The 20,138-nt window shown below is 64.3% G+C and carries 12 protein-coding genes, 1 tRNA gene and 1 pseudogene; 7 read left to right on the forward strand and 7 right to left on the reverse strand.

Annotated elements, in window-relative coordinates:
* The first annotated feature begins 119 nt into the window (after window positions 1-119).
* From AC3WUM_RS12450 to AC3WUM_RS12465, 4 genes are all read left to right on the forward strand, one after another.
* Complete coding sequence (locus AC3WUM_RS12450; RefSeq protein ID WP_492410632.1) at window positions 120-782, forward strand: response regulator; 663 nt, start codon at window positions 120-122, stop codon at window positions 780-782.
* 205 nt (window positions 783-987) lie between these two features.
* Window positions 988-2,040 carry an alpha/beta hydrolase gene (locus tag AC3WUM_RS12455; protein WP_492410633.1) on the forward strand — a complete coding sequence of 351 codons (1,053 nt, stop codon included), beginning with the start codon at window positions 988-990 and terminating at the stop codon, window positions 2,038-2,040.
* A gap of 44 nt (window positions 2,041-2,084) precedes the next feature.
* Window positions 2,085-3,605 carry an OprO/OprP family phosphate-selective porin gene (locus AC3WUM_RS12460; RefSeq protein ID WP_492410634.1) on the forward strand — a complete coding sequence of 507 codons (1,521 nt, stop codon included), beginning with the start codon at window positions 2,085-2,087 and terminating at the stop codon, window positions 3,603-3,605.
* 32 nt (window positions 3,606-3,637) lie between these two features.
* Window positions 3,638-4,747 (forward strand): hypothetical protein, encoded by a 1,110-nt coding sequence (locus AC3WUM_RS12465; protein WP_492410635.1) that lies wholly within the window; start codon window positions 3,638-3,640, stop codon window positions 4,745-4,747.
* A 49-nt stretch (window positions 4,748-4,796) separates the two neighbouring features.
* Here AC3WUM_RS12465 and AC3WUM_RS12470 read toward each other — a convergent pair whose 3' ends face one another.
* Both AC3WUM_RS12470 and AC3WUM_RS12475 read right to left on the reverse strand, forming a co-directional pair.
* Window positions 4,797-6,302 carry an alginate export family protein gene (locus tag AC3WUM_RS12470; RefSeq protein ID WP_492410636.1) on the reverse strand — a complete coding sequence of 502 codons (1,506 nt, stop codon included), beginning with the start codon at window positions 6,300-6,302 and terminating at the stop codon, window positions 4,797-4,799.
* A 238-nt stretch (window positions 6,303-6,540) separates the two neighbouring features.
* Window positions 6,541-9,477 carry a PAS-domain containing protein gene (locus tag AC3WUM_RS12475; protein WP_492410637.1) on the reverse strand — a complete coding sequence of 979 codons (2,937 nt, stop codon included), beginning with the start codon at window positions 9,475-9,477 and terminating at the stop codon, window positions 6,541-6,543.
* A 172-nt stretch (window positions 9,478-9,649) separates the two neighbouring features.
* Between AC3WUM_RS12475 and AC3WUM_RS12480 the strand changes: the two genes are divergently transcribed.
* From AC3WUM_RS12480 to AC3WUM_RS12490, 3 genes are all read left to right on the forward strand, one after another.
* Window positions 9,650-10,828, forward strand: coding sequence for a pyridoxal phosphate-dependent aminotransferase (locus tag AC3WUM_RS12480; RefSeq protein WP_492410638.1), 1,179 nt, complete (start codon window positions 9,650-9,652; stop codon window positions 10,826-10,828).
* A 158-nt stretch (window positions 10,829-10,986) separates the two neighbouring features.
* Window positions 10,987-11,763: a ferredoxin--NADP reductase gene (locus AC3WUM_RS12485; RefSeq protein WP_492410639.1), complete on the forward strand. Its 777-nt coding sequence runs from the start codon at window positions 10,987-10,989 to the stop codon at window positions 11,761-11,763.
* Between the two features lie 16 nt (window positions 11,764-11,779).
* Window positions 11,780-12,502, forward strand: coding sequence for an RBBP9/YdeN family alpha/beta hydrolase (locus tag AC3WUM_RS12490; protein ID WP_492410640.1), 723 nt, complete (start codon window positions 11,780-11,782; stop codon window positions 12,500-12,502).
* A 9-nt stretch (window positions 12,503-12,511) separates the two neighbouring features.
* Here the strand turns inward: AC3WUM_RS12490 and AC3WUM_RS12495 are convergent.
* The 5 genes and pseudogenes from AC3WUM_RS12495 to AC3WUM_RS12515 all read right to left on the reverse strand — a co-directional run bounded on the left by AC3WUM_RS12495 (window position 12,512) and on the right by AC3WUM_RS12515 (window position 20,089).
* Window positions 12,512-17,469: pseudogene (locus AC3WUM_RS12495) on the reverse strand (DEAD/DEAH box helicase).
* A gap of 114 nt (window positions 17,470-17,583) precedes the next feature.
* Window positions 17,584-17,952 (reverse strand): VOC family protein, encoded by a 369-nt coding sequence (locus AC3WUM_RS12500; protein ID WP_492410642.1) that lies wholly within the window; start codon window positions 17,950-17,952, stop codon window positions 17,584-17,586.
* Between the two features lie 123 nt (window positions 17,953-18,075).
* The gene (locus tag AC3WUM_RS12505; RefSeq protein WP_492410643.1) at window positions 18,076-18,570 is read right to left on the reverse strand and encodes a hypothetical protein; all 495 of its coding nucleotides are present in this window, start codon (window positions 18,568-18,570) and stop codon (window positions 18,076-18,078) included.
* A gap of 96 nt (window positions 18,571-18,666) precedes the next feature.
* A tRNA-Asn gene (locus AC3WUM_RS12510) sits at window positions 18,667-18,742 on the reverse strand.
* 153 nt (window positions 18,743-18,895) lie between these two features.
* Complete coding sequence (locus tag AC3WUM_RS12515; protein ID WP_492410644.1) at window positions 18,896-20,089, reverse strand: serine hydrolase domain-containing protein; 1,194 nt, start codon at window positions 20,087-20,089, stop codon at window positions 18,896-18,898.
* Window positions 20,090-20,138: the final 49 nt, after the last annotated feature.

Genomic DNA, 20,138 nt, shown 5'->3' on the forward strand with positions numbered 1-20,138 from the left:
GAACTCTTCCGATGAAGCGACTTTGTCAGCCCATCCGCGCGATGCCCATAACCAATTGGAGCTACGCGCGGCCCGGCTCGTGAGAAACTCCGGCCACCGCCCAAGACCCGAGGCAGCCCGTGCCCGACGCGCTCCAGATCATCGTCGCCGACGATCACCCGCTGTTCCGCGATGCGATCGTACTGGCTCTGCAGGCTTCGCTGCCGGGCTGCCGTACGCTCGAAGCCTCGAGCTTCAGCACGCTCGAAGCGATGGTGCGCGAACAGGACCTGCTCGACCTCGTGCTGCTCGACCTCAGCATGCCCGGGGCCAACGGCTTCTCCTCGCTCGTGTTCCTGCGCGGCGAACGGCCCGAAGTGCCGGTCATCGTGATCTCGTCCAACGATCACCCGCGCACGATCCGGCGCGCGCAGCAGTTCGGTGCGGCAGGCTTCGTGCCCAAGTCGTCGCCAGTGGCGGTGATCCGCGAGGCCGTGCAGGCGGTCATGGACGGCGGCGCCTGGTTCCCCGCGCAGAAGGCCGAGCGCAGCGAGGAAGACGCCCAGCTCGCCGCGCGCCTCGCGCAGCTCACACCCCAGCAATTCCGCGTCCTCATGTGCATGGCCGACGGCCTGCTCAACAAGCAGATCGCGCATGAGCTCGGACTCGCCGAGAACACCGTCAAGGTCCACGTCACCGCGATCCTGCGCAAGCTCGAGTGCCATAGCCGCACCCAGGCCGCAGTGCTCGTCAAAGCGCTGCAGGCCGAGGGACAGGACGACGGCGCGGCCCTGCCCGAGTGAGCATCACGGCACCGTGCCGCGAACGGTGATGCTGGCCACTAACACCATCGGATTATTGGTGTACTGAAGCGCCTGCGGTACAAGTGCACCTGCGATCGACCCGCCATCGCACGACGAAAGCCACGCTTTCGAATCGCGCAGGACGGGCAACCGGTGAGAAGCCTCACCAGCGATCGCGACGACACACCGCGGAGGAGAAGCACCGATGACCATTAGAGGGATAGCGCTGTGCGCGCTGTCGTGGCTGTTGTTCGCGACACCGGCGCTGGCGCAGCAGGCGAGTGCCGGCAATGCAGGACCGACCGTGGTCGATCTGTGGCCGCAAGGCGCCTTGACGGACAACCCGGTTCGCGGGCCCGAGCGCGTCGGCCAGGACGGCAACGGCATCGGCGCGGTGTCGAACATCAGCCGGCCGCGCATGGAAATCTACAAGCCCGCGCAGCCCAACGGCACCGCGGTCCTGATCCTCGGCGGTGGCGGCTACTTCCGCATCCAGATCGCCAACGAAAGCCGTCCGGTGGCCGAGTGGCTCGCGGCGATGGGCTTCACGCCGGTGATTCTCTACTACCGCCTGCCGGTCGATGGCTGGAAGGCCGAAGCGCCGTTCCAGGACGCCCAGCGCGCCCTGCGCCTGCTGCGCAGCCACGCGGGCGATTACGGCATCGATCCGCAGCGCATCGGCGTGCTCGGACTCTCCGCAGGCGGCCATCTCGCGGCGATCGCCCAAACGCGCTTCGACACCGATTTCTACAAGGCCGTCGACGAGGCCGACAAAGTCTCGTCTCGCCCGGATTTCTCGGCGCTGATCTATCCGGTGGTCTCGCTGCAGCCTCCGTACGACACCACGCGCACGCGCCGCGAACTCGGCACGCAGAAGGACGCCGTCGAAGCCTATTCGGCCGAGAAGCACGTCACCAAGGCCACGCCGCCGACCTTCATCGTGCATGCGGCCGACGACCCGATCGCCAAGGTCGGACACAGCCTGCTGATGTTCTCCGCACTGCGTGAGCACGGTGTCGCCGCCGAACTGCATGTGTTCGAAAGCGGCGGCCACGGCTGGACGCTCGGCCGGCCCGGCACGCTCGCCGCGTCGTGGCCGCGACTGTTCGCACTGTGGGCACGCCAGCATCGCCTGCTCGACCAGCGGCCCATCCTGCCGCCATCGATGATCCAGCACGCCCCGCGAGCGCCTGCCGCCAACCGTGCGGACGACCGCGCCGACGACCCGGACGATCACGCCGAAGACAGCGACGTCTGAGCGGCCGCGCGATCGCGCTCACCTTCTTTTTTTCGAGAAACGCCATGAATCGTCTACGCATGGCCGTGCTAGCCACGGCCGTCGGCAGCCCGCTGCTGCTCAACGCCGGCATCGCCGCCGCACAGGATGCGGCGAGCAACGCCGAACTGCTGCAACTGCTCAAGCAGCAGGCCGAGCTGATCAAGAAGCTCGAGCAACGCCTGGCCACGCTCGAAGGCAAACAGCCGGCGGCGCCGGCCACCGCCGCGGCAGCGGTCGATGAGGCCGCCGGCGACGCGCAGCCGCAGCAGGCCGCCGGCCCGGTTCCGGACAAGTCGGCGGAAGTGCGCGCCGCCATCAGCGACACGCAGCAAGGCCTGCTCGAAGCCCAGCTCGCGCAACTGTCCGCGCTCGGCAACACCGGCGCAGGAAACGGCGGCGGAGGCTCCGGCAACCTGCGCTGGCGCGGTGCTCCGGTGTTCCGCAGCGCCGACGGCTACTTCACGTTCAAGCCGCGCGGACGCCTGAGTCTCGACTGGTCCGGCACCGAGGGCTCGAGCTTCGATGCGCGCAACATCTACGGCACCGAGGCCACCGATCTGCGCCTCGGCGCCGAAGGCACCATCGGCAAGCTCGGCTACAAGCTCGACGTCACCTTCACCGACGATGCCGCCGGCGTGCGCGAAGCCTACCTGTCGTACGACACCACGCTGTTCGGCCTGCCGACCGAGTACTACCTCGGCAACCGCCTGCGCGATCGCAGCATCGAAGGCTCGGGCATGCTCGCCCGCGAGCCGTTCATGGAGCGCAACGCGGTGGCCGCCGTCGGCGCCGCGTACAACGGCTACTTCGGACTCGGCGGCTACGTGCGCACCTTCGGCAACAACTGGCACCTCGGCGCGAGCATCACCGGCGACGGGGTCGACAACGAAGGCACGGCCAGCGATTCGATCACCTACTCGATTCGCGGCCACGTCAATCCGATCAAGGCGCGCCAGGGCTTCGTGCATCTGGGCAGCTGGTACTACTACGAGACGCTCGGCGACGACGTCACGACGATCAACAACGCGCCGCGCATTGGCCAGAGCTTCAACGACAACCTGCGCGTGTCGTCCGGCGCGATCGCCGATCCGACACGTGACGAAGCCTGGGGCTACGAAGTCGGCGGCGTGTTCCGCAATTTCTGGAGCTTCGGCGAATACACCAAGCGGCGCATCGATTCCGACAGCATCGACGTGGTCGAGCGCACCGCCACCTCGATCTCGGCCGGTTGGCTGATCACCGGCGAGAAGCCTGGATTCTCGACCCGCTCGGGCATCTGGGGTTCGACGCGCGTGCTGAGCCCGGTGACCTCGGGCGGCTGGGGCGCCTGGGAGATCGCGTTGCGCTTCGATCGCTACGACTTCCGCGATGCGCCCAACGGCGGCGACGGCCGCAGCGATACGGTCGGCCTCAACTGGTACATCAACGACTGGTCGCGCCTGATGTTCAACTACGTCAACTGGACCACCAACAACCGCGTCGGCAGCTATCGGGGCTTCGATGCCGGCAACTCATTCGGCTTCCGTGCCCAGGTCGTGTTCTGAACCGGCACGCCATGACGACGAGGATGAATCCCATGCAAATGACTTCCATGCAAGCGCAGCTTCGCCGCGCCTTCGTGCGACCGTTCGCGTTCACCGTGATGGCCGCGCTCGCCCTGCCCGGCTGCATCGACGGCAACCAGCCCGCCGACAATGGCGGAGGCGACAATGGCGGAGGCGGCACGCCGGGCGTCTGCAGCCGTCTGCCTTCGCAAAGCACGACCTACAAGGGTGGCGATACGCTCGGCGAAGAACTGAGCCTCACGCTGAACCCTTCCACGCTGGCCTACACGCTGCGTATCGATGCGAGCCTGCAACGCAGCACAGGCACCGAACTCGCCGGCACGCTCGTCGCGCTCGACGGCTGCACGTATACGAGCGAGGAAGCCGGCGCGGTCTTCACGATCGGCGCCAACGGCGTCGTGCAAGGCGGCGTGCGCAATGCCGCGGGCGGCGGCTTCGTGCCGATGATCGCGTTCGCGAATCAATTCGAGAACAGCGCCGATCCGACGCGCTTCAACGACATCGCCGCCATCTTCGACACCATCGGCGCACAGACCGCCGGCAGCGTCGAATCGAGCTATGGCGGCTCCGGCCGCATCCGCAACGCCGGAACCTTCCAGCTCTGCCAGGACGGCGCCAACGGCGGCTTCATGGTCTACGACGCCGCCTGCACGCAGACCGCGAAAGGCTATCTGAGCTACAACGGCGCGCACTCGGCCTTCGACGTCTACTCCACGCCGGCCAGCGGCGGCGCGGTGACCACCGGCGGCACGCTGAGCGGCTCGATGGTCATCGGCATGGTCGGCGGCACCGCGGTTCCGCTGCAGCTGATCCGCGAATCGGCGACCCGCTACGGGCTGCTGCTGTACACCGCGCAGAGCGCACTCGTCGCGGGCGATGCGGACGGCAATTACACGAGCGTCGACAGCGACGGCGTCAACGGCACCGCGACGTGGTCGGGCACCGGCCTGAGCCGCAACGGGGCGGCCGCCACGCTCACCTACGACAGCCCGGTGCCGGGCGTCGCCCAGGCCGCCGGCGCGTTCACCGGTTATCTGCTGCAGGGCGCTGGAATATACGGATGGGTTCCGGCGACGACGGCGGCCGCTCAGCCGAGCTTCGAACTGGGCCTGCGGCAGTAGGCGGACGCTTTCGGGCGGCCCGGGCCGGCAAGGCTCGCGCCGCCCGGACTCAAAAGCGGTAGTTGACCAGCGCCGCCGCGAAATCCGAACTGCGATAACCGTTGTCGCGCAGCCCGCCATCGGCCGACAGGTGCTCCAGCCGCACGGTCACCGAAAACCTCGGCGTGATCGTCCAGACCGCCTGCAGGCGCGCGACGTCGCCGGTCTTGCCGCCGCCGGAGCCCGGCGTGCCCACGTAGGCGGTGCCGTTCGATCGGTAGATGGCATCGTCGGTGTCCTCGCGCCAGGTCATCTGGTATTCGAGCGTCAGGCGCAGGTCGCGCAGCGGCGCGAAGCTGAAATTCGGCGCGAACGCGATCAGGTTCGTCGGCGTCAGGAACAAGCCGTAGGCGTAGTAGATGTTGTTGCCGTAAGGCGTGCTCGCGTTGCCGAGCGTGCCGCCTTCGTAGGCGCCCCCACCGCTCGCATAATCGAAGTGCGCGCCGATGCGCGGAGCGCCCGCGTCGCTGCCCAGGCGCCAGCTCTGCGCGAACAGAAGCTGCCAGGCGTCGATCTCGCGATCGCCGTAATCGCCCCATTGATGATCGACGGTCCAGTCGATCGCGAGCGCACCGACATCGCCCCAGAGCCGCGCGCCGCCGTAGTAGCGCTCCTCGCGCTGCCGGCTGTCGCCCCAGGTCACCGCGCGCTGGCGCTGACGCCACAGGAACGGCTCGAGATAGAGCTTCGATGAGCCGAACCAAGTCGTCGGCAGGCAGGTGCCCGTCGTCACACCCGAGAAACGGCGATCGCGATCGATCTCGTCGTCGTGCGTGCCTTCGTTGCCGAGCTTGTTGAAATCGAAGTCGAAGAAATCGGCGCGCAGGCGGCCGCTGCTGATCCAGGTTCGCGTTCCGTTGACGGTGAACAGCAGGGTGTTGTTGTCCCGCGAGGCGATCAGCAGGTTCGGGCCGTCGATGAAGATCTGGCGTCCGTAGCGCAGGCCGAAATCCAGGCCCGCGAAGCGGTCGTTGATGTCGATGAAACGCTGCTGCACGAACAGGTCGTTGCGGAACGAACCCGACGGCGTGCCGATGTTCTTGCCCTCGATCACGCCGCGCCCGAGCTCGCCATAGAGCCGCAGGTGCTTGCCCAGATGCAGGTCGGCACCGCCGAAGATTCGATAGATGTCCTGGCGCTGCTCATCGCCGCTGAGCTGCAGATGCTCGGTGTAGTTGACGCGCCCGCGCAGTTCGCCCGACAGCGTCAGGTACACCTCGTCGCTGCCGAGCGGCAGGTACTTGAGCCGATCGAGAAAATCGCGCCGCTGCGAAGGATCGCGCATGCGGCTCCAGTCCTCGACCCAGCGCGCCGGGTTGTAGCCGTTGGCGGTCGCGCCGTAGCCCGCGGCCGCGGCCGGATAGCTGGTCTTGGCCGGAGCGGCCGGCGTGTACGGCTGCTTCTCGACGCGAGCGACGGTGGAATCGGCCGGGCTGGTCTGCGCCATCGCACCGGACGCGCTCACGCAGGCCACGGCGGCGACACCGCGCAAGGCGCTTTTCATCGACGGCATCATGCGGCTCTCCTCGCAATGTTTTGCTGCGATTTGCTCCGGCAAGGCTTCGCCCTGCCCCGCGAAACGGAGCCTTGCGAATCGAGCTGGAATCGTCTTCTTTGCAGTCGGTGCGAGCGTCTGGCGCCGCACCGTTTTCAGGTTGGCGCATCATCGCCGTGCGTCGCCGCAGGCGAAATAACCCGATGGAGTTAGTAGTTCTACGTAGGCCCGTCGAGGGTCGCGGACCCGCGGTCAGGGCTCAGCGATCGAAGCCGCGCAAGCTCAGCAAACGCGTCATCAAGGCACGCAAGGCGGGCGCCTTGACCGGCTTCGCCAGAAAGCCCCAGCCCGCCTCGCGCGCCGCCTTGCGCAAGGCCGGATCGGCATCGGCGGTGACGAGGATCACCGGCGGCTGCGACTGCCAGCGCTCGACCAGCGCGGGCAGCAGATCGGGCCCCCGCGTTTCGCCGAGCCGGTTGTCGAGCAGCAGCAGCTCGGGCACGTCTTGCGCATTGGCCTGCGCGAGCGCCTGGGCCGGGCCGTCGAACAGCTGCACGCGGCAGCCCCAGGCCTGCAGCAGGCTGCGATTGGCCTCGCGTACGTGCGCATCGTCATCGATGCACCAGACCAGCCGATCGCGCAGCGAGGCGCTGTCGTCGTCGTGCTTCACGAGCGGCGCATCGGTAGGCTCGGTCTCGACGCGGCTCGCGTCGCCGAGCGGCACGGTCACCGCGAACACGCTGCCGCGGCCGGGCTGCGAGCGCAGCGTGATCGGATGTTCGAGCCGCTTGGCGATGCGATCGACGATCGCAAGCCCGAGCCCCGATCCGCGCTCGTGCACGTCCGGGCCCGGATCGAGACGGCGGAACTCTTCGAAGATCAGCTGCTGCTGGTGCTCCGGAATGCCCGGTCCGGTGTCCCAGATTTCGATGCGCAAGGCGCCCGGCAGGCGCCGGCAGCCGAACACGATGCGACCGCGCGAGGTGTAGCGCAGCGCGTTCGACAGGAAGTTCTGCAGGATGCGGCGCAGCAGGATCGGATCGCTGCGCACGATCGCGTTCGAACTGCGCGCCCGCAGCGTCAGGCCGCGCGCCTGCGCGAGCACGCCGAATTCGCGCGCGAGCGCATCGAGCAGCGGCGCGATCGCGAAATCGCGCAGTTGCACTTCGAGCGTCCCCGATTCGAGCCGCGAAATGTCGAGCAGGCTCGAGAGAATCTGATCCTGCGCGGCGAGCGCGCCGTCGATGCTGCGGGCGAGTTGCTGCGCCTGCGCATCGTGCAGCTGCGCGAGCAGGGCGGAGGCAAACATGCGCGCCGCGTTGAGCGGCTGCAGCAGGTCGTGCACGGCCGAGCTCACGAAGCGCGTCTTGTAGCGATTGGCGCGCTCGGCCGCCGCGGTCGCGCTCGCCAGGTCGCGCGTGCGCTCGTCGACGCGGCGCTCGAGCGTCGCGGTCAGCGCGCGCAGTTCGGCTTCGGTCTGCTTGTACGCGGTGACATCGGAGAACGAGGTGACGTAGCCGATGCCCGGCAGCGCGCTGCCGCGAATCTCGAGCACGGTGCCGTCGGGCAGCTCGCGCTCGTTGACGTGCTGATTGCCGCTCTGCAGATGCTGCAGGCGCCGCTGTACCTGCCACTCCGCGTCGCCGCGGCCCATGAGCCCACGCCCGGCGTTGACGCGCATGAGCGATTCGATCGGCGTGCCGACCGCGAGCAGCTCGGGCGGATAGTCGAAGATCTCGGCGTAGCGCCGGTTCCAGGCGATCAGGCGCAGATCGAGATCGACCACGCTGACGCCTTGCGGCAGGTGTTCGAGCGCGGCGCGCAGCAGGCCGCGATTGAGCTCGAGCTGCGCGATCAGGTGCGCGAGCGATTCCACCGTCACGCGCGTATCGCGCTGCAGCTGCGCGAAGGTGCCCTCGAACTCGCCCTCCACCGCCACGTCGAGTTCGCCACGCGCGACCGCCGCGAGCACGCGCGCGAATTCGGAGAGGCCGCGATCGGCGGTTTCGGTCATCTGGTTGAGCTGCCGCACCATGTCGGCGTAGACGCGCGTGAACGTCGATTCGTCGGCGCGCTGCGAGAAATCCCCGCGTGCGACCGCGCTCGCGACGCGCGCCTGGCTGTCGATGAAGCGACGCAGGGTGTCGCGCACGCCGAGCATGGCGCGCTGCAGTTCGCCGATCTGGTCGCGCCGCGCACTGGCTTCGACTTCGACGTCGAGATCGCCGCGGCTGATCTGCTCGGCCACGCGCGTGACGCGCTCGATCGGCGCCGCGAAGCCGCGCGCCACCGCAAGCGACAGCAGGCTCACGAGGGCAGCCGTGAGCCCGAGCAGCGCGAGCGCGTTGCGGTTGGCGCGGTCGACCACGGCGCGGCTCTCGGCCTCGTTCTGCTCGGCCACCGCGATCCAGCCGAGCTGGGTGTGGCGGATGTCGGCGATACGCGACACGCCGTCGACGCTGTAGTGCTGCAGGCCGTCGCCGTGATCGCGCGCCGCCAGGAACGCCGGATGTCCGCTGTAATCCTTGAGCTCGCGGTTCAGCGGCTCGTCGGCGTGGGCGATCAGCCGGCCTTCGGCAGTCATCAGGAAGCCATGCCCGGTGCGCCCGAGCGCAGCCGAACTGACCGCGCGCGTGACCTCGTCGAGCTGCGCGGCCTGGATCAGCATGCCGCCGAGACTGCCGTCGGCTTTCCTGATCGGCACCGCAACGAGGAACGCGGGCCGGTTCGAGGTGCGCCCGAGCCCGATCTCGACCGACTGCGAGGCTCCGGCGAGGATTTCGCCGTAGTAGCGCCGGTCGCTGTAGTTCGACGGCGGACCGTCGTCGCTGCGCGCGAGATTGCCGCCGTCGAGCCCAGCGGTGTGGATCAGGTAGGCCCAGGGCAGCCGGGGCTCCACCGAGGCGATCACGCGGCGCTGGGCGGCCGGGTCGAACGAGCGCATGCCGGGCTGGTCGGCCGCGAGCTTCATGACCGACAGGTTCAGCGCGGTCCAGTCGTCCACCTGCTGGACCACGCGCTGCGAGAACAGGCTCAGCTGGCTTTCGGCGGCCGACTGCCCGCTCTCGGTGATACGCAGGCGCTCGAACTGCCAGAACAGGGCCAGCGGCAGCAGGGCCACGAGCAGAAACGCCAGCAGCAGCTGGCCGAAGATGCGCAGCCGCGGCTGGGGCGATAGCAGGCTGCGCAGGCTCATCGGCGTGTCGGCGGTGCGGTTGGCGTCCTGGAAGGCCGGCAGGCTAGCAGGTCGGGGCCGGCCGGAGCCCGGGCCGCCCGCTCGTCTGGGTAATTTCCCTAAGGTGCCGTATCATCGCGCGCCCGAATTTCCGAGATTCGGTCTTCACCCCCTGACGCAACCGAGAAACGCCGTGGAACTGTCGCTCGCCCAACGCGTGGGCCGCATCAAGCCCTCTCCTACCCTGGCCGTCACCGCCAAGGCCAATGAACTCAAGGCCGCCGGCAAGGACGTGCTGTCGCTCGGCGCCGGTGAACCGGACTTCGATACGCCGGAGCACATCAAGGAAGCCGCTCGTGGCGCCATCGCCAGGGGCTTCACCAAGTACACCGCCGTCGGCGGCACGCCGAGCCTGAAGGCCGCGATCATCGCCAAGATGAAGCGCGACAACGGCCTCGACTACAAGCCGAACCAGGTCGTGGTCTCCGTGGGCGGCAAGCAGGCCTGCTACAACCTCTGCCAGGCCCTGCTCAACGCCACCGACGAAGTGATCGTGCCGGCCCCGTACTGGGTGTCGTACCCGGACATGGTGCTGCTGGCCGACGCCACCCCGGTGTTCATCAACACCACGCAGGAAACCCGCTTCAAGATCACGCCGGAGCAGCTCGAGCGCGCGATCAGCCCGCGCACCAAGATGATCTGGCTCAACTCGCCGAGCAACCCGTCCGGCATGGCCTATTCGAAGGCCGAGCTGCAGGCGCTCGGCGAGGTGCTGCGCAAGCACCCGCAGATCGTGATCGCCTCGGACGACATGTACGAGAAGATCCTCTGGACCGGCGAGCCCTACGCCAACATCGTCAACGCCTGCCCGGACCTCTACGACCGCACGGTGATCATCCACGCGGTGTCGAAGACCTACTCGATGACCGGCTGGCGCATCGGCTGGGCCTGCGGCCCGGCCAAGCTGATCGGCGCGATGGCCGACATCCAGTCGCAGTCGACCTCCAACCCGACCTCGATCGCCCAGGTCGCCGCCGAAGCGGCGCTCAACGGCGATCAGGCCTGCGTGACCGAGATGGTCAAGGCGTTCAAGCAGCGCCACGACAACCTCGTCGCCGACCTCAACACGATTCCGGGCGTCTCCTGCGCCCCGGGCGACGGCACCTTCTACGTGTTCCCAAACGTCGACGGCCTGATTGCCAGGCTCGGCGTGAAGGACGACCTGGAGCTGTCCGACCTGCTGCTGCAAAAGGCCCTCGTCGCCCTGGTTCCGGGCTCGGCCTTCGGCACGCCGGGCCACGTGCGCCTGTCCTTCGCCACCAGCGACAAGGTGCTCAAGGGCTCGGTCGAGCGCATTCGCGCGCTGGTCTGAAGTTCGTCGTTCCGAGCTCGGAACAAGTGATGCATCCCGGGCCCGCACCCGGGATGCATCGCTAGACTCATCGCATCATCGGCACCCAGCCGTCGCCAGGTATCACATCACCGGATCATCGTCGACGCGTTGATCCCACATCGGAAGGCGCAGCAGTCATGGCAGCCATCGGCAAAGAAAAAATCCTCAGCGTTCGTCACTGGAACGACACGCTCTTCAGCTTCACCGCGACGCGCGATCCGGCGCTGCGCTTCGAGAACGGTCACTTCGTCATGATCGGCCTCGAAGTCAACGGCAAGCCGCTCATGCGCGCCTACTCGATCGCGAGCGCCAACTACGAAGAGAACCTCGAGTTCTTCAGCATCAAGGTTCAGGACGGACCGCTGACCTCGCGCCTTCAGCACCTCAAAGTCGGCGACGAGCTGCTGGTCTCGCGCAAGCCCACCGGCACGCTGGTGCTGCACGATCTCAAGCCCGGCAAGCATCTGTACATGCTGTCGACCGGCACCGGCCTCGCGCCGTTCCTGAGCCTCGTGAAGGATCCGGAAACCTACGAGCGCTTCGAGAAGATCGTGCTGATCCACGGCGTGCGCTACGTCAACGAACTCGCCTACCAGCAGTTCTTCCAGCAGGAACTGCGCGAGCACGAATTCCTCGGCGAGCAGGTGCGCGAAAAGCTCATCTACTACCCGACCGTCACGCGTGAGGAATACCAGAACACCGGCCGCCTGACCGACCTCATCAACAGCGGCAAGCTGTTCAGCGACATCGGCCTGCCGCGCTTCGACCCGGCGGTGGATCGCGCGATGATCTGCGGCAGCCCGAGCATGCTCAAGGACACCAGCGCCCTGCTCGACGCCCACGGCCTGCGCATTTCGCCGCACATCGGCCAGCCCGGCGATTACGTGATCGAACGCGCGTTCGTCGAAAAGTAAAAGCAGGCACTCGACAATGCGGCGCCGGCAGCGCGAAGCTCCGCCGAAACTCTGGCCGCGCTTCGTACTGCTCGGCGTGCTCGCGCTGATCTGCGCGCTCGTCGCACTGTGGCCCGGCGCCCCCACGGCTCCCAGCAAGGATCACGACATGTCAGGCGATTTCGGCGGCAAGCGGGTCTACATCGTCCACGGCTACATGGCCTCGCCGAGCGATCACTGGTTCGGCTGGCTGAAGTCGCAGCTCGAAGCACGTGGTGCGCAGGTGACGATCCTCGCGATGCCCGATTCGAGCGATCCCGACCCGGCCGCCTGGCAGCGTCATCTGCAGCAAAGCGTCGAACGCCACGACGGCAATAGCTACTTCGTCGCGCACAGCCTCGGTTGCATCGCCCTGCTGCACTACCTGCAATCGCTGCCGGCCGGCACGCACATTGGCGGACTGCTGCTGGTCGCGGGCTTTTCCGCCTCGCTGCCCGCCATTCCGCAGCTCGACAAATTCACGAGCTCGCCGACGCTCGATGCGGATCGCATCATCGCGATGTCGAGCCAGCGCGCGGTGATCGCTTCGCGCAACGACGCCGCCGTGCCGTACGCGCTGACGGTGGACCTGAGTCGACAGCTGCAGACGCAGCTGTCGACGGTCGAAGCAGGCGGTCACTTCCTCGGCAGCGAAGGTTTCACCACGCTGCCGGTCGCCTACGACTTGCTCGCGGCGATGATGAGCGCTAGGAGGGACTGACAGCAGCCGTCAAGCCGGCTGCTGTATTTCCAATACCGGCAGAGCATTGACGATCTTCATCGTCTCCAGGCTCACCGTGATCACGCGCAACAGGAGTTCGAGCGGATAGCGCGGGTTGTTCATGGTTTCGACCGCCCAGTCGTTGGCATCACTGACGATGCCGCTGTCCTTGTCTGTTTTCACGCACTGCCGCTCGATCACCCAATCGATCGCCGGCTTGCCGTTGACCACGTAGTCGTAGGCTTCGGATGGAATGCCGTTGACGGTGATTCGGCTGTTGTAGATCACCGTCGATAAATCCTTATCCTTGCCCCTCCTCGGATGACGCATCTTTTCGACGCGGTAATCCGCATCGGTCAGCGGCTTGGCCCCATGCTCGATCTTGGCGCCTGAGTACATCGGCACCGTTTCATAGTTCAGATGCAGGTCCGCGAGTGCACGACCCGACTTGCTGAAACACCAGAAATCCGCCGCCGATTTCACGCAGGGAATGCGCGGAAGTTCCTTGCCCAGATTGTCCGCATAGCGCTCGCGATAATCCGGCGAATGCAGCAAGCCATAGACGTAATAGAACACGTCTTCCTTGTTGATCCTTTCACCTGGATATGCAGCGTGGAAATGCGCGAGCCCTTCGTCGGTCAACGCGTCGCGACGCTTGCGAACGGCCGCGCGATGTGTTGGGGGGGGGGGGGGGGGGGGGTAAATAAGCTCGACTGAATAGGCTCAGCTTCCACTTCGTTTGCAACTTCATCGTAGAGATAAAGAGGGAAATATTGTGAACCCACCATATCTACCGCATGCAGGCTCGGGACGACATTGGTGATGAACACCGAATAGGCACTACGTGAATCTGATGCAGATACGCCAATGGCGATGTTCTCGGTTGCTGCATCAGGAAAGATTCGAGGCATCTGATAGACCCTCTCATTTAAACGCCGACTGTAGTACAGCCACTGCCTATTGAAGGGTCTGTAATGGCTCACTGTAAGGCAAGCTGCCTCCAGTGAAAGGAGCCGGTTTTTAACTAATTCATCCTTAAGATTGTGCGTCCAACTGATCTTGGTAGGATCGGAATCAACGAATCCACTGACCTTCTCGTCACGCTCTTTCTTTTCTGACGCTCCGTATATGTTCAAGAAGCGCCCAGCCTCTGCGTTATAGAAGGCGATCATCCGCACCATGTTCGCCTCGACACCGATCTTGGACGGGTTGTAGCACCAAGCATCTCGCTGAGTTTTGATGCCGTTCGAATAACTTTCGAAAAGCCGCCGCTCGCCGCGCACCTTATTACCAAGTGCAATAAATTCATTGAAACTGCTGTCGCGTTGATTGAGCCAATCTCCGTGCTCGTCTGGCTCAATACGACTCCAACCGTCGTCGGCATCTATGCCCGCAACACTTCCATACGTACTAATTTTTTCCAACTTCTCATCACGATTGAGATAGTCCCCAATATCGCGAAAGTGAATTCGGCCCTGCTCGGTAGCTTTTGGATTCTTGATCAGCAGCGAAATAGCGATTGGCGCTCGGCTACCGCCGCCAAATATTTTGCCGCCTTCTTTTCGCGACAACTCGCCTGCTGTGCGCTGATTTCCGCGTAGGTGAAACACGTAGATACTGCTGAATTCTTCAGCCAGACACTGCCGCATTCCAGCCGTTGTATTAGCATCAATAAAACCAGCATTTGTGACGAAACCAATGACGCCACTCTCCCCTATACGATCACTAGCCCAGCGAATTGCTCTGATATAGCTGTCATATAGCGCGTTCTTGTTGTTTGCATTTGAACGCTCCGCATAGGTGCTACGAATGCGAGCATCCAGATGCGGATATCCGACATTCTGGTTGTTCGCATTCGCATCCCCCTGCCCCACCGAATATGGCGGATTCCCCAAAATCACCCGTATATCTAGCTTCTTCTGTCGCTTGCGCCGATTGCTGTTATCCACCAAAAGCGCATCGACCAAGTCTTCCTTCTCATACATCTGGAAAGTATCCGTCAGGCAGATGCCCTCGAACGGCTGATACTCGCCACCGACGATGCCGTGGTACACCGCCTCGATGTTGATCGCCGCGATGTAGTAGGCCAACAGCACGATCTCGTTGGCGTGAATCTCGTGCTTGTACTTGTGCGGCAACTCTTCCTTCTTGATCAGGCCGCTTTGCAGCAGACGCGTGATGAAAGTTCCAGTGCCTGTAAACGGATCGATGATATGCACGCCCTTGCTGCCGAGCGTCTGCCCGAACTCGGTTTTCAGGATATGCGCAACGCTGTGGATGATGAAATCCACCACTTCCACCGGGGTGTAAACGATGCCGAGCCGGTCGCGCATGCGTGGGAAAGCGTTGCTGAAGAACTTGTCGTATAGCTCGACGACGATCTTCTGCTTGCCGGCGGCAGTATCGATTCCTTCTGCACGCATTTTCACACTGGCGTAGAAGGCCTGCAGCGTGACCGCCTCCTTCGCCAAACGGTGCTCCTGCAAGACACCGAGCACGCCTTGCATGGCCTGGCTCATCGGGTTGTGACTAGCGAAGCTGTAATTCTCGAACAGCGCATCGAACACAGGCTTGGTGATCAGATGCTGGGCCAGCATTTCAACGATATCCGCATCGCTAACACTATCATTGAGATCGTCGCGGAGCTCTGCGGCGAAGGTTTCGAAAGCCTTTCGCTCCCGTTTGTTCTCATTATTCTCGATCAATGCCTGGATGCGATCGATGTGCGTGCGAGCAATCTTGGCGATGTCGTTCGCCCACTCTTCCCAGTGGTTGCGATTGCCGACCTTTTGCACCACCTTGGCGTAGATCGCACGCTCGATCTCGCCAATTTCGAATTCGAGTTCCAGGTTATCGGCCTTGGTGTAGTGCTTGCGCTGCTCGCCGATGGTGAACTGATTTCGCCCGGCATCTGCACCCTTGGCTCCACTGGTTCTTTCTTGTTTCTTGTAAATCTTGTCAGTGACCGCGATGACTTCCATCTTGTTGACGTCAGGGCCGACCAGTTCCATTTTATTGACCATCGCGTCGAAGCGATCGTCGTGCGAACGCAGAGCCTGCAGAACCTGCCAGACCACCTTGTAGGTGTGGTTATCGTTGAGCGCTTCGTGCGGCTCAATTCCGGCTGGGATCACCACCGGCAACACGACGTAGCCGCGCTTCTTTCCCGGCGCGTTGCGCATGACACGTCCGACGGACTGCACCACGTCCACTTGCGAATTGCGCGGCGTGAGAAACAACACGGCATCGAGTGCCGGCACATCCACGCCCTCGGAGAGGCAGCGCACATTGCTCAGAATGCGACAGGTATCGGAAGGCGTCTCGGCCTTGAGCCAGGCGAGCTTGGCCTCTTTCTCGCTGGCGTTCATGCCGCCATCCACATGTTCGGCTTCGCAGGTAAGCGAAGAGATTTCGTCGTCCTTGGCAGTCCGCTGATACTCCTGCACCACCGCCTTGAACATGCCGGCGATGTTCTTGGAGCTGACTTTGTGCGTGTTACTGGCCTTCTGAACTTCGATTACCTGGCAGAAAGCCACGGCACGCTGCATCGGTGAGGCATCACCTTCCAGGCTTTCAGCCAGTCCCTTTTTAGCAAGCGCTTTCCAGCAACCGACGATCTTGGCAGCGTCATCAACCTTGAGCTGGTTGTTACCGTCGTTGAGCAGGTTTTGCAGGCGACGGTTGATGTGAGTCTCTTCCACCGCCAGCACGATAACCTTGTAGTCCACCAACAGCTCGCGCTTGACGGCGGCGGAGAACGTGATGACATGCAGTTCGCGCCCATAAAGCGCTTCGTCGTCCATCGAGCATAGCGCCACGTTGTCCTTCTCGGCGCTGGCCTTGGCGTGATCGCCGTAGATGCGCGGGGTCGCCGTCATATAAAGGCGCTTTTCCGCACGAATGAACTCGCCGTCGTGCACTTTGACGAAGTTGCTTTCGTCCTGACTTTCGAAGGTCGCACCGGTAGTGCGATGCGCCTCATCGCAGACGATCAGGTCGAAGTCCGGCAAGCCATGCCGCTGCGCCTCGCTGATGACATCGATGCTGTGATACGTGCTGAATACGACACTCATGTGCCTGGCATCGTGGCGCTTGAGCATCTCCTCCGCCAAGCGCCGGGCATTGGTGGTGGCCGGATACCGCAACTCGTGCGACAGCATCTGGAAGTCGTCATCGTCCGCCCTGCGCTTCTTACCAACGTCGCTATCCGAGCACACCGCGAAGCTGTGTAATGGAACGAAACTTTCCTGCGTCCATTCCGTCAGCGATTGAGACAGTAGGGAAAGACTGGGCACGAGAAACAACACCCGTTTTCCAGGCCCGGCGACTTGCTCGGCGATCTTGAGACTCGTGAAGGTCTTGCCGGTGCCGCAAGCCATGATGAGCTTGCCGCGATCGGCATTGCTCAGCCCGGCCAGTACGTCCGCCAGCGCAGCTTCCTGGTGCGGCCTTGGGATTTTCTTCGGCTTGAGTACCGGAGCCGCGACCGCCTGGTAGCGACCCCAGTCGATCTGACTGTTCTCCAGATCATGCAGGGTCACCAGACTTACCGGCGGATGCTGATCCTGAACCGCCTTGCGCAGATGGCCGCTGCTCCTTGTCGCCGTCAGAAATATGAGCCGGTGAGCGAAGTGCTTCTTGCTGGATGCGGTGAAGAATGTCGCGAAGTCGTCCAGCTTGAGTACGGCGCTTTCGTCGTAGAACTTGGCCTGGACGGCATGGAGTTCTCCAGAGCCGGTTTCGGCGACGAGATCGATACCGGCATCGGCGCCCAGATCGCCGTAGCTTCGCTTGGCGGCCTGTCCGCGCCATTCTTCCCAAAGCCAGACGCGCCCACCGTACAGGTCAGCGTAATACGGCTCCGCCAACAGGTAGCTCTTGACTAGGCGCTCGAAGTAATTGCCCTTCTCGCGCTCAGACGCGGCGTTCTGCCGGAAGTTGTCCAGCAGCTTGGTTAGCAGTGTCACGATTTCCCCGTCAGCGTCGTTGCAACACCTCGAGAATACCGTCGCGAAGAACGAACTCGATAGCCCTGCGCAGGTCAGTGCGCAGGGCTTTTTGCGGAATGTGGCCGGTTCGCCTCAGACGGCCGCGAACAGCGCGAGCTTGTTGCCGTCGAGATCGCGCAGGTAGGCCAGATAGAAGCCCGGCACGCGCAGGCCCGGAGCACCTTCGCTGCTGGCGCCGAGTTCGAGCGCCTTGTTGTAGATCGCATCGACCTGCTCTTGTCCGGCCATGCCGAGCGTGACCATGCAGCCGTTGCCCACGCAGGCTTCCTTGCCGTCGTAAGGCGTGCAAACGCCGAACATCGGCGCCTTCGGGCTCGAGCCCCACAGCACCAGCCGTCCGATGTCGAGGACGCGCTGGGCGCCGATTTCGGCGAACAAGGCGTCATAGAAAGCGCTGGCGCGCTGCAGGTCGTTGGTGCCCAGCGTGGTGTAAGCAATCATCTGCGTCTCCTATTGAGATGTTGTTTTCTATGGTCGAGGATGACCGCCAGGCGGCCTCCCTTCGGCATCATGCCGCAAAGCGTGTGCGGGCAGATGTCTGGCGCTTCGCGCCAATTGGAGACGCTACTTCAGCTGCCGACGCAGCTGCGTCACCAGGATGTCGACGTAATCCTCGAGCGCGGACTGCTGATTCGCATCGAGCGCCGCGGTCTGCAGCGGCTGCAGCAAGTTGGGCACCGCCGACAGCGCCGCGATGCGCGGTTGATCGCTGTCGCCGCTGATGCGACTCCTGACTTCGAGCGTGCCGGCCGCGAAGCCGTAGACCTCGCCGATGGCGGTGTCCCAGCCGACCATGCCGCCACAGGCCTGCGCTCCGACTTGCGGTGTCGCGCCGCCGGCCCGCACCTCCATCGCGATCGCGTAGCCCTTCGCGCCGATCGCTTTGAGGAACAAGTGCATGACCAGGTGGTCGAGTCCGGAATGCGTCCAGGGCTGGCCCCAGGGCATGGTCGCTTCGGTATCGGGCTCGATCAGCACCCGGACCAGCGGATCGCAGCGGCCCTTGAGCCCGGCCTTGGCGACATCGGCGCGGAGCAGGTCCAGGGTGCCGTCCGTCATCCGGCGGACGCGTTGTTTCAAGGCTTCGGTGGTCATCTCGCTGGCCGTTCTGCGGGCATAAAAAAGGGCCTTCTTTGCAGAAGGCCCTGATTTATCTGGCTCCCCGAGACGGGCTCGAACCGCCGACCCAGTGATTAACAGTCACTTGCTCTACCGACTGAGCTATCGGGGAATGGGCCGCGAATTCTAGGGACTTGTTCGAGGGGGTGCAAGCTTTTCTTTCGGCGCCGCGGGCTGAGGAAAAAATGACCGGCTTCAAACAGTTCCGTCACGATCCAGTCGCTCGCCGGGCGATTTTCCGGGGGCCATGCGCACGCGGCTTTTGCTATTTCTTCGCCGCCTCGATCGGCTGGCCGAGCTTCGCGAGCCGCGCGAGCGCCTCGGCCGCCTGCTTGAGATCGGGCTTCACGGCCCAGGCGTTGACGTGCAGCGAGACGATGATGTCGTCGTCCTGATAATCGACGAGCTCGGAGTACGTGCCCTTCACGCTGCCGGAATGCTCGATGTAGCGTCCGCCCCAGGGGTCGGTGCCGAGCCGCCAGATCAGCGCCTGTACGGGCGGCCTCGACGGCGCCTTGAGCGGATCGACGGGCTTCTCTTCCTCGATGTTGCCGGGCGGATACTCGATGTCGGGTGCGAGCTGGGCACGCAGCATCTCGCGCATCGACGCGGGCTTGAGCAGCAGACCGCGATTGAGCGCATGGCCGAAGCGCAGCATGTCTTCGTTGGTCGAGATCACGCCGCCACCCGCGTATTTGTAGCTGACGTTTTCCTGCGGCGCGTTGACGAGCCGGCCGCCGCCGCTGTCGAGCACGTAGCCGCGGCTGCGACGCTGCACGATGCGCGAGGGCACGTCGAACTGCGTATCGAGCATGCCCGCGGGCTCCCAGACGTGGCGACGCAGGTAGGCTTCGAAGCGCTCGCCGCTCACACGCTCGACGAGCGCCTGCAGCAGGTTAGTCGCGTAAGACGAGTAGAGCCAATGCTGGCCCGGCGTGAACAGCAGCTCATCGTTCATCCAGCGCTTCGAGGCCTGTTCGATATCGTCGAACTGCTGATAGCGCAGCACCTCGCCTTCACCGAACTCGCCGCTCCTGTAATGGCGAATGCCCGAGGTGTGGGTGAGGATCTGGCGCAGCGTGATCGGCGCCTGCTTGCGCGGAAACCACGGTACGTAGGCTTGGATCTCGGCATCGAGATTCACCTTGCCCTGCTCGACGAGCTGCATCACCGCGACAACCGCCTGCGTCTTCGAGATCGAGCCGATGTTGTGCACCGACAGGCCGTTCAGCGGCGTACCGGCTTCGAGATCGCCGATGCCGGCGCCGCCCGAATACACAAGTTCGCCCTTGACCATCACGGCGGCCGACACGCCCGGTGCGCCCGACTGTTGCCGCAAGCGCTGCAGAAAACTGTCGACCTGAGTCGCATCGAGCGCGGACGCAACCGCCGGAAACACAAGACCCAGCGCGAGCAGGCCACCCTTGGCCTGTCGCAGCAGAGAAGAAGCGCGACGCATCACGAGAACCCCGGTTCGATGAAGAGTACGAATTGTGCCTCGCTGCCTG

The sequence above is a fragment of the Hydrocarboniphaga sp. FW305-C-57 genome, assembly GCF_058783045.1.

What these genes read in the sequence shown, in the direction of transcription:
- AC3WUM_RS12455 (WP_492410633.1), top strand. Translation starts at nt 988, where the DNA reads ATGACCATTAGAGGGATAGCGCTGTGCGCGCTGTCGTGGCTGTTGTTC.
- AC3WUM_RS12460 (WP_492410634.1), top strand. Translation starts at nt 2,085, where the DNA reads ATGAATCGTCTACGCATGGCCGTGCTAGCCACGGCCGTCGGCAGCCCG.
- AC3WUM_RS12465 (WP_492410635.1), top strand. Translation starts at nt 3,638, where the DNA reads ATGCAAATGACTTCCATGCAAGCGCAGCTTCGCCGCGCCTTCGTGCGA.
- AC3WUM_RS12470 (WP_492410636.1), bottom strand. Translation starts at nt 6,302, where the DNA reads ATGATGCCGTCGATGAAAAGCGCCTTGCGCGGTGTCGCCGCCGTGGCC.
- AC3WUM_RS12475 (WP_492410637.1), bottom strand. Translation starts at nt 9,477, where the DNA reads ATGAGCCTGCGCAGCCTGCTATCGCCCCAGCCGCGGCTGCGCATCTTC.
- AC3WUM_RS12485 (WP_492410639.1), top strand. Translation starts at nt 10,987, where the DNA reads ATGGCAGCCATCGGCAAAGAAAAAATCCTCAGCGTTCGTCACTGGAAC.
- AC3WUM_RS12490 (WP_492410640.1), top strand. Translation starts at nt 11,780, where the DNA reads ATGCGGCGCCGGCAGCGCGAAGCTCCGCCGAAACTCTGGCCGCGCTTC.
- AC3WUM_RS12500 (WP_492410642.1), bottom strand. Translation starts at nt 17,952, where the DNA reads ATGATTGCTTACACCACGCTGGGCACCAACGACCTGCAGCGCGCCAGC.
- AC3WUM_RS12505 (WP_492410643.1), bottom strand. Translation starts at nt 18,570, where the DNA reads ATGACGGACGGCACCCTGGACCTGCTCCGCGCCGATGTCGCCAAGGCC.
- AC3WUM_RS12515 (WP_492410644.1), bottom strand. Translation starts at nt 20,089, where the DNA reads ATGCGTCGCGCTTCTTCTCTGCTGCGACAGGCCAAGGGTGGCCTGCTC.